At 71.8% G+C, this 11,619-nt stretch carries 12 protein-coding genes and 1 pseudogene; 3 read left to right on the top strand and 10 right to left on the bottom strand.

Annotated features, from left to right (window positions below; all coding sequences use genetic code 11):
* Positions 1-1,563, bottom strand: a 1,563-nt coding sequence (locus AB0J52_RS12695; protein ID WP_500181718.1) for a pyruvate dehydrogenase, incomplete at its 3' end; no start/stop codon positions are given.
* Between the two features lie 93 nt (positions 1,564-1,656).
* On the opposite strand from AB0J52_RS12695, the gene AB0J52_RS12700 reads away from it, so the two are divergent.
* On the top strand, positions 1,657-2,010 hold the full coding sequence (locus AB0J52_RS12700) for a DUF488 domain-containing protein (protein ID WP_500181719.1): 354 nt from the start codon (positions 1,657-1,659) through the stop codon (positions 2,008-2,010).
* Positions 2,011-2,030: 20 nt separating this feature from the next.
* Here the strand turns inward: AB0J52_RS12700 and AB0J52_RS12705 are convergent, their stop codons facing one another.
* From AB0J52_RS12705 to AB0J52_RS12720, 4 genes are all read right to left on the bottom strand, one after another.
* Positions 2,031-3,299, bottom strand: coding sequence for an ABC transporter ATP-binding protein (locus tag AB0J52_RS12705; RefSeq protein ID WP_500181720.1), 1,269 nt, complete (start codon positions 3,297-3,299; stop codon positions 2,031-2,033).
* 5 nt (positions 3,300-3,304) lie between these two features.
* On the bottom strand, positions 3,305-4,135 hold the full coding sequence (locus AB0J52_RS12710) for a carbohydrate ABC transporter permease (protein WP_500181721.1): 831 nt from the start codon (positions 4,133-4,135) through the stop codon (positions 3,305-3,307).
* 97 nt (positions 4,136-4,232) lie between these two features.
* A complete protein-coding gene (locus tag AB0J52_RS12715) occupies positions 4,233-5,192 on the bottom strand; it encodes a carbohydrate ABC transporter permease (protein ID WP_500181722.1) in 960 nt (319 codons plus the stop codon).
* A gap of 9 nt (positions 5,193-5,201) precedes the next feature.
* On the bottom strand, positions 5,202-6,473 hold the full coding sequence (locus AB0J52_RS12720; protein WP_500181723.1) for an extracellular solute-binding protein: 1,272 nt from the start codon (positions 6,471-6,473) through the stop codon (positions 5,202-5,204).
* Positions 6,474-6,834: 361 nt separating this feature from the next.
* Here AB0J52_RS12720 and AB0J52_RS12725 point away from each other — a divergent pair, with 361 nt between their 5' ends.
* Positions 6,835-7,497, top strand: coding sequence for a hypothetical protein (locus AB0J52_RS12725; protein WP_500181724.1), 663 nt, complete (start codon positions 6,835-6,837; stop codon positions 7,495-7,497).
* 7 nt (positions 7,498-7,504) lie between these two features.
* Here AB0J52_RS12725 and AB0J52_RS12730 read toward each other — a convergent pair whose 3' ends face one another.
* Together AB0J52_RS12730 and AB0J52_RS12735 are read right to left on the bottom strand one after the other, a co-directional pair.
* Positions 7,505-7,717: a hypothetical protein gene (locus tag AB0J52_RS12730; protein ID WP_500181725.1), complete on the bottom strand. Its 213-nt coding sequence runs from the start codon at positions 7,715-7,717 to the stop codon at positions 7,505-7,507.
* 125 nt (positions 7,718-7,842) lie between these two features.
* Positions 7,843-8,445, bottom strand: coding sequence for a TetR/AcrR family transcriptional regulator C-terminal domain-containing protein (locus tag AB0J52_RS12735; RefSeq protein ID WP_500181726.1), 603 nt, complete (start codon positions 8,443-8,445; stop codon positions 7,843-7,845).
* Positions 8,446-8,533: 88 nt separating this feature from the next.
* Here AB0J52_RS12735 and AB0J52_RS12740 point away from each other — a divergent pair, with 88 nt between their 5' ends.
* On the top strand, positions 8,534-8,953 hold the full coding sequence (locus tag AB0J52_RS12740) for an ester cyclase (RefSeq protein ID WP_500181727.1): 420 nt from the start codon (positions 8,534-8,536) through the stop codon (positions 8,951-8,953).
* A gap of 227 nt (positions 8,954-9,180) precedes the next feature.
* Here AB0J52_RS12740 and AB0J52_RS12745 read toward each other — a convergent pair whose 3' ends face one another.
* From AB0J52_RS12745 to AB0J52_RS12755, 3 genes and pseudogenes are all read right to left on the bottom strand, one after another.
* Positions 9,181-9,786, bottom strand: coding sequence for a dihydrofolate reductase family protein (locus AB0J52_RS12745; protein ID WP_500181728.1), 606 nt, complete (start codon positions 9,784-9,786; stop codon positions 9,181-9,183).
* A gap of 128 nt (positions 9,787-9,914) precedes the next feature.
* On the bottom strand, positions 9,915-10,298 hold the full coding sequence (locus AB0J52_RS12750; protein ID WP_500181729.1) for a VOC family protein: 384 nt from the start codon (positions 10,296-10,298) through the stop codon (positions 9,915-9,917).
* Between the two features lie 265 nt (positions 10,299-10,563).
* Positions 10,564-11,619, bottom strand: a pseudogene (locus tag AB0J52_RS12755) (hypothetical protein); the annotation flags it as partial.

Genomic DNA, 11,619 nt, shown 5'->3' on the forward strand with positions numbered 1-11,619 from the left:
CTTCTCCGGGGCGGTGGCGGGCCGGGCGGGCGCGGGCAGGACGCGGGCCGGGTCCTCGACGCGCTCGGCGTCGATGCCGACCGCCCGCGCGATGCCCGCGTAGTCGACCTCGCCGTTGTCGGTGCCGTGCGCGGGCAGGCCGTCCACGAGCATCTCCAGCTCGACCATCCCGAGCGACCCGTTGTCGAACAGCACGATCTTCACCGGGAGCCGGTGCTGCCGGATGGTGATCAGGTCGCCGAGCAGCATGCTGAGCCCGCCGTCCCCGGACACCGAGACCACCTGGCGGCCGGGGTAGGCGAACTGCGCGCCGATCGCGTGCGGCATCGCGTTCGCCATCGAGCCGTGCAGGAAGGACCCGATGATGCGGCGGCGTCCGTTCGGGGTGAGGTAGCGCGCGGCCCACACGTTGCACATGCCGGTGTCCACCGTGAAGACCGCGTCGTCGGCGGCGACGTCGTCCAGCACGGCGGCGGCGTACTCGGGATGGATCGGCGTGTGGTGCTCGATGTCGCGGGTGTAGGCGTCGACCACCTTCTCCAGCGAACGGGTGTGCTTGCGGAGCATCCCGTCCAGGTACGACACGTCCGTCTTCTGCCGCACCTTGCCCATGACCTGTCGCAACGTCTCCCCGACGTCCCCGTGGACGGCCAGCTCCAGCGGGGTGCGGCGGCCCAGCCGGGACGCGTCGTAGTCGATCTGGACGGTCCGCTTGCCCGGCAGGAACTGGTCGTAGGGGAAGTCGGTGCCGAGCAGCAGGACCAGGTCGGCCTCGCGCATCGCGTCGTAGCAGGCGCCGTAGCCGAGCAGGCCGCTCATCCCGACGTCGAACGGGTTGTCGTACTGGATCCACTCCTTGCCGCGCAGCGAGTGCCCGATCGGGGACAGCACGCGCCGGGCCAGCTCGATCACCTCGTCGTGCGCGTTCCGCACCCCGTCGCCGCAGAACAGCATGACCCGCGAGGCCCGGTTGACCAGGCCCGCGAGCTGCTCGACCTGGTCGGCGGGCGGATGCAGGACGCCCTTGCGGACGAGCATGTCGGAGCGGCCCACCGGGGCCGGGACGTCCCGGTCGGCGACGTCGCCGGGCAGCGCGAGGACCGCGACGCCGCCGATCCCGACCGCGTGCTGGATCGCGGTCCGGACGATCCTCGGCATCTGCTCCGGGCCGCTGACCAGCTCCCGGTACACGCTGCACTCGGCGAACACGCGCTCCGGATGGGTCTCCTGGAAGAAGCCCATCCCGATCTGCGCGCTCGGGATCTGGGAGGCGATGGCGAGGACGGGCGCGCCGGTGCGCTGCGCGTCGTACAGGCCGTTGATCAGGTGCGTGTTGCCCGGCCCGCAGCTTCCGGCGCAGACCGCGAGCCGCCCGGTGAGCTGCGCCTCGGCGGCGGCCGCGAAAGCGCCGGCCTCCTCGTTGCGGACGTGCGCCCACTCGATCCCGTCGGTCCGCCGGACGGCGTCCACGACCGGGTTGAGGCTGTCCCCGACCACGCCGTAGACGCGCCGGACCCCCGCCTGCCGCAGGATCTCGATGAGCTGCTCGGCGACCGTCGCCATGTCCGCGCCTCCCCCGATGGAACGATCTTCCCTCCGGCAAGATCCCCGTGGCCGCGCGGGGCTAACCGTCGCTTCGGGGGTAGGACACCGGCCATGGGGGATTTCCGGATGCGGCGCGCCTACGACGCGCCCGAAACGGCGGACGGCGCGCGCGTGCTGGTGGACCGGCTGTGGCCGCGCGGCCTGTCCAAGGAGCACGCCGAGCTGACCGAGTGGGCCAAGGAGGTCGCGCCCTCCGACGAGCTGCGCAAGTGGTACGGCCACGACCCGGCGAAGAAGGCCGGGTTCGCCCGCCGCTACCGCGCCGAGCTGGACGCCCCGGAACGCACCGAGATAGTGCTCCACCTGCGTGAACTCGCCGAGAGCGGGCCGGTCACGCTGCTCACGGCGACCAAGGAGGTCGAGGAGAGCCACCTCCCGGTGCTCCGCCGCCGCCTCCAGGGCTGAACCTCCCTCCCGCCGTCTCGTCAGGCCTGCTCGGCCGGCGGCACCTCCTGGGTGGCGGTGCGCTGGGCCGCGCGCTCGGCCTCGCGGGCGGCGTCCGCCTGCCGGGTGAGGGCCGCGACCGCCTCCTCGTCGCGGGTCAGGTTCAGGCCGGTGGACGGGTCGAAGATGTGCAGCCGCGCGGTGTCCACCCACAGCTCGGCGTCCTGACCCGCGTGGATCCCACTGGACGGGTCGAGCGCGACGACGGCCTGCGTCCGGAGCTGGTCGCCGTCGAGCTCCCGGGACAGGTCGCGCAGGCGCGTGGCGACGTCCTGCGGGGCCTCGTAGGGGACGTACGCGTACAGCTCGTTGCCCAGCCATTCGGTGACGTCCACGCGCGCCTGGACCACCGTGCCGCGCGAGCGCTTGTCCGCGCTGACCAGCGACGCGTCCTCGAAGGCCTCCGGACGGACGCCGACGAGCACGACCCGGCGGTCGCCCACGGCGTCCAGCCGCGCGCGGTCGTCCAGGGGCAGCGCGCCGAGCGGGGTGCGCAGCTGCGAATCCTCGATCGTGGCGGGCAGGAAGTTCATCGACGGCGCGCCTATGAACCCCGCGACGAACAGGTTCCTGGGCTGCTCGTACAGCTCGCGCGGGCTCCCGACCTGCTGCAGCTCGCCCTTGCGCAGCACCGCGACGCGGTCCCCGAGCGTCATCGCCTCGGTCTGGTCGTGCGTGACGTACACGGTCGTCACGCCGAGCCGCCGCTGGAGGCGCGAGATCTCCGTGCGCATCTGCCCGCGCAGCTTGGCGTCCAGGTTGGACAGCGGCTCGTCGAACAGGAACGCGTCGGCCTCTCGGACGATCGCCCGGCCCATCGCGACGCGCTGCCGCTGACCGCCGGACAGGTTGGCGGGCTTGCGCTCCAGGTGCTCGGTGAGTTCCAGCAGGTCCGCGGTCTCCCGGACGCGCCGGTCCACCTCGTCCCCGGGCACCTTGGCGAGCCGCAGCGGGAACGCGATGTTCTCGAACACGGTCAGGTGCGGGTAGAGCGCGTAGTTCTGGAACACCATCGACAGGTTCCGCTCACGGGGAGCGACTGTGTTCACCCGGCGGTCCCCGATCCGCATGTCGCCGGACGTGATGTCCTCCAGCCCGACGATCATCCGCAGCAGCGTGGACTTCCCGCACCCGGACGGCCCCACGAGGATCATGAACTCGCCGTCCCGGACGTCCAGGGACACGTCGTTCACGGCCGGGAACCCGTCGCCGTACCGCTTGACGATGTGGGACATGGTGATGGCGGCCATCGCGGCTATCCCTTCACGGCGCCGGCGGTCAGCCCGGCGACGATGCGGCGCTGGAACAACAGGACGATGACGACGACCGGCACGGTCACCACCACGGCGGCGGCGCAGATCGCGGTCGTGGGCTGCTGGAAGAAGCTGGCCCCGGTGAAGAACGCCAGCGCGGCCGGAACCGGGCGGGCGCTGTCGGTCGAGGTCAGCGAGATGCCGAAGACGAAGTCGTTCCAGCAGAAGAAGAACGTCAGGATCGCCGCGGTGAACACGCCCGGCGCGGCCAGCGGGACGATCACCTTGCGGAACGCCTGCCAGGTCGTCGCGCCGTCCACCTGGGCCGCCTGCTCCATCTCCCACGGGATCTCGCGGAAGAACGCCGACAGCGTCCAGATCGCCAGCGGCAGCGCGAACGAGACGTACGGGATGATCAGCCCCGGCCAGGTGTCGTACAGGCCGATGTCGCGCCAGAGGTCGAACAGCGGCCCGACCAGCGACACCACCGGGAACATGGCGATCGCGAGCGCGAACGACAGGATCGCGCGCTTGCCCGGGAACTCCAGCCGCGCGATGGCGTAGGCGACCAGCGTCGCGAACACGACGCCGACGGCGGTCGCGATCAGCGAGATGCCGATCGAGTTGACCAGGGCCGAGGTGAACAGGCCGGTCTGGAAGACGGTCCGGTAGTTGTCCAGGGTCCAGGTGTGCGGGAGGAAGCCGTGCCGGTTGCCGACCTCGCCGGGCTGCTTGAACGAGAGCATCACGATCCACAGGATCGGGACGGCCGTCCAGACGAGGATGAGCAGCGAGCCGACGGCCCACAGCCACTTCGAGCGGGCGCTTTCCATGGTCAGCGGTCACCTCGTTCCGTGGTCGGCGGAGTGGTCGCGGGCGGGGCCTTCGCCGTGGTCGGCGGTGTGGTCGCGGGCGGGGGCGACGGGGTGTTCACCGGTCCCCCCGCACCTGCGACAGGTCCACCCGGAAGCCCCGGATGAACACGGCCGCGATCAGCACGACGGACAGGAACAGCAGCACCCCGACGGCGTCCCCGAGCCCGATCGCGGTCCGGGTGATCGTCTGCCGGTAGGTGAGGAACGACAGCGTCTCGGTCTTCTCCTGGCCGGAGGTCATCACGAAGACGTTGTCGAAGATCCGCCACGCGTCCAGGGTGCGGAACAGCACCGCGACGAGGATCGCGGCCTTCATGTTCGGGATCGTCACCCGCCACAGCCGCTGCCGGGCGGTCGCGCCGTCCACGGTCGCGGCCTCGCCGAGGTCGCGCGGCACCTGCGCGAGCCCGGCGAGCAGCAGCAGCGACACGAACGGCGTGGTCTTCCAGATCTCCGACAGGACGATCACGAGCAGCGACGCCCAGCGGTGCGAGAACCACGCGAAGTCGCCCAGCCCGAACCACGAGTTCACGAACCCCGACTGCAGGTCGAACGCGTACTTCCAGGCGAACGCCGAGATCACCGTGACGATCCCGTACGGCAGCAGGATCGCGGTCCGGACGGTCCGCCGGGCGAACACCGCGCGGTGCATCACCAGCGCGAACGCGAACCCGATGACGAGCTCGACCGCGACCGTCACCGCCGTGATGACCAGCGTGGTCAGCACGTCCTGCCAGAACAGCGGGTCGCCGAGCGCGGTCGCGTAGTTGGAGAACCAGACGAACTTCCGGTCGTCCGGGGCGGTCAGCCGGTACCGGAACAGCGACAGGTACAGCGCGTTGACCAGCGGATACGCGGTGACCAGCAGCATCACCGCGACGGCCGGGGCGGACAGGAGCAGGCCGAGGCGGCGTTCCGCGCGGCCCCGGTCGGAGAGTTCGGCGCGGGCGCGTCCGCCGGGCGCGGACCGTCCGTCCGCCGTCGCCGCGGCGCTCTCACCTGGAGTGGCGCTCATGCGTGCCTCCTAGAGCAGGGCCTTGTCGCGGAGGACCTGGCCGATGAACGACGCCGAGCGGCGCGGGGTCGTCGCCGGATTCACCGACGCCGGCGGATGCCAGCGGGACTGGATCGCCCCGGAGACGTCCCCGTAGTACGGCGTGACGGGACGCGGGGCGGCGGCGTTGATCGAGTCGCGCAGCAGCCCGGCCATCGGGAACTGCTTGACCACCTCGGGGTCGTCGTAGACGGCGGCGCGCGCGGCGGGGTTGCCCGAGTCGAGCATGTACTTCTTCATGTTCCCGGCGGTCGTCACGCACCTGACGGCGTCCACGGCCTCGGCCTTGTGCTTGCCGTACGCGCCGACGGCGAGCTCGATCCCGCCGAACGGCGGCCTGGCCTTCACACCCTCGGTGACCTGCGGATACGGCGCCCAGCCGAGGTCATCGGGAACGGTCTTCGGGATGGTGCCGGCCTTGGCGTCGCCGGTCTCGGCCTGCCAGACGTAGCCCCAGTTCAGCAGGAACCCGCCGCGCTGTCCGTTCAGCAGGGACCGCGCCTGCTCCTCGACGTCGGTCGCGAGCGTCGGGCTCGCCGCCCGGGACCGCGCGAGCCGCCGGATGATCCGCGCGGCCTGCCCGCCGGCGGGGCCGTCGATGGCGATCCGCGCGTCCGCGCCGTTCTCGCCGCCGGTGAGGACGTGCCCGCCGGCCGACTCGACGAGGGCGTTGATCCACACCATGTAGCCCTCGTACTTGTTGCCCTCCTCGCCGACCGTCGTCCCGGTCCGCTCGGCGGCGTCGATCATCTTGTCCCAGGTGAAGCCCGGTGCGGCGGGGGCGACGCCCGCCTTCTTCGCGACCGACTTGCGGTACCAGAGCACCTGTGTGTTCGCCCAGAACGGCGCGGCGTACAGCCGTCCCTTCCAGGTGGAGCTCTGCACGGCCGCCGCGAACACCCCCTGCGTGAGCGCCGGCGCCTCCGCGCCGGTGAAGGGGCGCAGGAACCCGGCGTTGGCGGCCTCGGCCACGAACACCGGGTCGAGGCTCATCAGGTCGAGCCCGGAGTCCTTGGCGGCGAGCCGCCGGACGAGCTGCTCGCGCTGCTGGCTCGCGTCCGACGGCAGCAGCGAGGTCTTGATCCGGTACCGGCCGCCGGACGCGGCCGAGCAGGACTTCGCCAGGCGGTCCTGCGCGCCGTTGTCGGGGTTGATGTACCAGTTCAGCGTGGGCGTTCCGCCGCCTCCGCCGCAGGCGGCGAGACCGGCGGCCAGCAGCGCCGTGGCCAGCGAGCCGCGCACGGCCCGCCTTCCGGGGCCTGTCCTCGATCGTTCGACCATCCGGACCTCCCGAAGCCGTCCCGCCACGGCGGGAGCAGCTTCGCGGACGTCCCCGGGGGACGCGCGGCGGGGGCTCGGTCCGTCCCCGCCCGTCCACGGTCGCGGCAGGATGGCCTCATCAGAACACCGGTATGCGGACCCTGTCGAGGGCCGGTTTCGGACACCTGAGCAAGCCGCGACACGCCGTTCCCCCTGACCACATCCGTCCCCATCGGCGGCGGAAGGCCCGACGCGGGCTCTGTCCGAAAACCGGGTGGCCATGAGGGTTACGGTGTTGAACCGCTTCCGGCCCCGAACCGTCATAGTCGGGACCGAGCACGACATGAGGGGACGCACTGTGACCAGGCCGAACGAATACTCCGGGCCCGGGTGCCTGATCTGGCCCCTCATGGTGATCGTGCTGCCGTTCCGGCTGGCCTGGGAACTGCTGGTGCTCATCGGGCGCGGCATCGGCTGGCTGCTCGTCCAGTTCGGCCGGTACGTCCTGCGGCCGATCGGCATCGCGCTCTACTACGTGCTGGTCAAGCCCGTCGTGTGGGTGTGGACGGCGCTGCTGCTCCCGCCGCTGCGGCTGCTCGGCGCCTTCCTGGCCTGGATCGGGCGCGGCCTCTGGGCCGGTCTCGCCTGGATCGGCCGGTACGTGCTGCGGCCCATCGCGATCGCGATCGCCTGGGTGCTCAACATCCTGATCGTCGTGCCGCTGACGTTCCTCTGGCGGTACGTGCTCGTCCCGATCGGCCGCGGGCTCGCCTGGATCTGGGAGCACGCCCTGTTCCCGGTGCTGAGCGCCGCCTGGTGGGCCGCCGGACGCGTGCTGTACTACCTGCTGGTCGTCCCGGTGAAGTACCTGGTGGTGCTGCCCGTCCGCTGGCTCTGGGTGAACGTGGCGCGCCCGATCGGCCGCGCGCTGCGGGCGGTCTGGGACGCGACGTTCGGCCCGGTCTTCCGCTGGCTGAACGAGGTCTTCTCCACCCCGGGCCGCTGATGTCCTCTCAGCGGCTCAGCAGGCGTTTGGTGACCTCGCGGGCGGCGGCCTCCTCGTCCTCGTCCCGCACCGGGACCCACACCCGCCGGACGGTGCCGTCGGCCAGCTCGCCCCGCCACCAGCCCTCCCGTTCGGCCCAGAACTCGGCGAGCAGTCGCATCTGGTCGTCCCTGACCGCGTAGGTGCCGTCCCGAGTGCGCCACAGAGTGACCACCCTCATGCGCCCTCCCGCCAGCACCCGGAGCCGAACCTCCCAAGCATGCGCCGCCGCGCCCTCCCCAAGGGCGGGATCCCGCGGGACCATCCGTCCCGCCGGCCTCACCCGCCCGAGGGGTCATCGGTCCATCATCGTTCACCCGCGGGGGCGAGGCCGGTCAAAAGGGCGGTGAGGGCGCGCTCGAACCGGGCCTCGTGGTCGGAGGGCGTGCCGAGCCCGTCCGCCACCGCCTGGGCCACGCGCGGATGCCGCTCCAGATCGGGCAGCTCAGGCTCGGTGTCGGCGGGCACCTCGGCCAGGACGTGGCCCACGGTGAACGTGGCGACCGTGTTCAGCAGGCCGACGGCCTCCAGAGGCGTCAGGCCGATATCGGCCAGCGCCGCGAGCGCCTCCTCGACCATGTCCAGGCCGCCCGGCGTGCTCATCGGCCGGGACGCCAGCAACGACACGACGCGCGGATGCGCGAGCAGCTCACGGCGCAGCGACCGGGCGAAGTCGGCGATCCACTCCAGGCCGGGCCCCGGCCGCGGGCGGGCCTCGGCGATCACGCGCTCGACCAGGCCGTCCAGGAGAGCGTCCTTGTTCGGGACGTAGTGGTACAGCGTCATCGCCTCGACGCCCAGCTCGGCGCCCAGGCGGCGCATGGACAGCTTGGCCGGGCCGTCGCGGTCGACCAGGGCCAGCGCGGCGTCGAGGACGCGCTCCCGGGTGAGGCCGACGGGTTTACCCACAGGTTCTCCTTCCGGCTTGACTCTCTTACGGCGTAAGACGCATCATAGTCGCGTCCGAATGTCTTACACCGTAAGAGGGAGGGTGGGCATGTCCGCCACCGCCGTCGTCACCGCGTTCTTCGCCGCCGTCAACGAGCGCCGCCTCGCCGACCTGCGCCAGGTCATGGCCGCCGACGTGGTCGACCACAACAAGATCATCCACGGCGAGCCGGACGAGCCCGGCGCCGCCTTCGACGCCATCGCGATGCAGCTGGAGGCGTTCGGCGACTACCACTGCCGCGTCGACCAGCTCGTCGCCTCCGGCGACACCGTCGTGGCCCGCTGCACGCAGTCCGGCACCCACACGGGCACGCACCCGCGCATGCCGGTCCCGACCGGGCGCGCCTTCGAGAACGAGATGATCCTGGTCTTCACCCTGCGGGACGGCATGATCAGCGAGATCCGCGGCGTCTCCGACCGCCTCGGCCTGTTCGCCCAGCTCGGCTGGGCCTGGCCGGACGCCGCATGACCCGCGCGGGCTCCCCACCCCAACGGTCAAGCGCAGCGGCCGGCACGGCATCCAGCGCGACGGTCGGCACGGCGGGCGGCAGGGCGGTCAGGCGCGTCTCCCGGCGGTCATGCGCGGCGGCCGGGCGTGCCGTCCGACGGTCACGCACGGCGGTCGGCGCGGCGGTCGGCGCGGCGGTCGGGCGCGCCGCCCGGTGCGTCGTCTGGCGCGTCGTCCGGAGGCTGCGGTCAGGGGCGGCGGACGCGGTACCGCAGGTGCGTGACGCCCTTCCCCTGGACGGTCCGGATCGGGCCTTCCAGGTCGAGCGGGCCGTTCTCCAGCGGGCCGAAGTACGGCACGCCGCCGCCGAGCATGACCGGGACGAGCGCCATGCCCACCTCGTCCAGCAGTCCCGCGTCGAGGCACTGGGTGGCGATCGTGCCGCCGTTCACACCGACGTCCCGGCCGTCCGCGATCTCCTTCGCCGTGGCGACCGCCGCCTCGACACCGCCTTCGGTGACGAACGTGAACGGCGCGGTGCCCAGGTGCGGCCAGTCCTTCGGCACCTGGTGCGTCAGCACGACGACGGGGACGTCGAACGGATGCCGCCCCTCCCAGCCGTTGGTGAGGTCGAACAGCCTGCGTCCGACGACGAACGCGCCCGTGCGCGCGAGCGTCTCGCGCAACGCGCCCGCGCTCTCCTCGGTCAGCCGGAAGGTGAGTTCGGGGTGCGTCGTCTCCCAGACCACGTCACCGTTGTCGTACCAGCGGAACAGCCGATCGAAGCCCGTCTCGTCCGGACCCGCGATGTATCCGTCCAGCGAGACGGTCATTTCGGTGTAGACGATGCTCATCACTCCACCTTTCCGCTCGTCGGAAAGACGGACCACCAAGCCACACTGAAGTCATCGCCCGCGCCCGCCCAATTCCTCCCGCACCCCACCGACGCGGCCGGGTGCGTTCGGGACGGGACGCGCGTGCGTCAGACAGGCTCGACCCGGCTGTGCAGAAGGCAGAACTCGTTGCCTTCGGGGTCGGCCAGCACGTGCCAGCTCTCGGCGCCGGTCTGGCCGACGTCGGCGGGCTTGGCGCCGAGCGCGAGCAGCCGCTCCAACTCGGCGTCCTGGTCGCGGTCGGTGGGGTTGACGTCGAGGTGGAGGCGGAGCTTCGCGGGGCGCGGATCGCTACTGGGGTTGAGGACGAGAACGGGCGTCGGGCCGCCGGGGTCGGCACCGGACGGTCCGATCACGATGCTCCCGTCGTCCTCCCGGTCGAGTTCGACGTATCCGAGCACCTCGCTCCAGAACACGGCGAGCCGTTCGGGGTCGGCGCAGTCGATGACCAGCTCGGTGATGCGGCATGCCATGCCCGCCAGTGTACGAGTCCGCACCCGAATTCGATCATGCTCAGCCGCCCGCCCCGGCCTTCCCTCACCGCGTCACGTCCGCACCCTCAGCCGAGTCGCCGCAGGTCCCCCAGGACGTCTCAGCCCCCGAACGGGACGTCCTACGCCGTCCTCGAAACGTCCTCTCAGGGACGCGGGACGTCCCGCCCGGTCCCCGAGACGTCCTCCCGGCGCGCGAGACGTCTTGCACGGTCCTGCAGACGTCCTTTCAGGGACGCGGGACGTCCTACCCCGTCCCCGAGACGTCCCTATCGGAGCGCGGGACGTCCTGCACGGTCTTGGGGACGTCTTGCCCCAACCCCGGGACGTCCTGCGCAGCCTCTGCGACGCCTTCTCCGCGCTGCGGGACGTCCCGGGCCGTCCCCAAGTCGTCCTGCACCGTGCCCGAGACGTCCTTCCCAGGGCGGGGGACGTAGTGGCTGGTCCGAGAGGTGTCCTCGACGCGCGGAACGTCATGTGCGGGCTGCGGGAGACCTTCCACGATGCCCGGAAGGTTCTGCACGATCCGCGGAACGTCCTGAGCAACCTGTGGGACGTCCTGCAACGCCCTCGGGACGTCTTGGGCGACTCGGGGGACGTCCTGCAGCAAGTGCGGAACGTCCTGCACCACCCTGGGGACGTTTTGGAGGGTCAGCGGCACGTTGTCGGCGAGGTGCGGGACGTTCCCGAGAACGTGGCCCGGCACGGTGGGGACGGTCAGTGCCGGCGGCTGGACGGGCAGCACAGGCAGTACCGGCACCACGGGATCGCTGGGCACCGCGCCGGAGATCGCCGGTACCTCGGGATACTTCGGCACCTCCACGATCGGTGGCGTTCCCTCGTCATCCGGCGGCAGGACTGGAGGCTCGGCGTCGTCCGGGACCGGAGAGTCCACACCAGCAGGTGGGGTCGACGCCGGCGATCTGCCGGGGAACGGCTCCCGCACGATGCCGTTGAGCGGAACCGTGACGCTGTGCCCGCCGCGTCCGCCGGGTGCGAGGCCCGGTCCGACGGACGGCGTGGAGGCCGGCACCAGGAACAGTGGGACGAGCGCGGTCCCCACGGTCGCGGTCGCGGCGGCGGACGTCCGCACACAGGTGATGGTCGCCGTCCCGGTCAGCGCCGTGCGCAGGGAGGCGCGGCGGGTCCGGCGCGTCACCGGCGAGGTCGCGTCGGGTTGGCGGGGCAGACCCTCTGGAGTGAGCCGTCCGCCCCGCGCGCTGATCTCCGCCCGGTACGGCGCGAGTTCGGAGTCGGCGAGCGTGTGCAGCACGCGCATCCGCAGCCGTGGCGGCGGAGCCGG

It is taken from the genome of Spirillospora sp. NPDC049652 (assembly GCF_040675125.1).
In the GTDB taxonomy this organism is placed as follows: domain Bacteria; phylum Actinomycetota; class Actinomycetes; order Streptosporangiales; family Streptosporangiaceae; genus Spirillospora.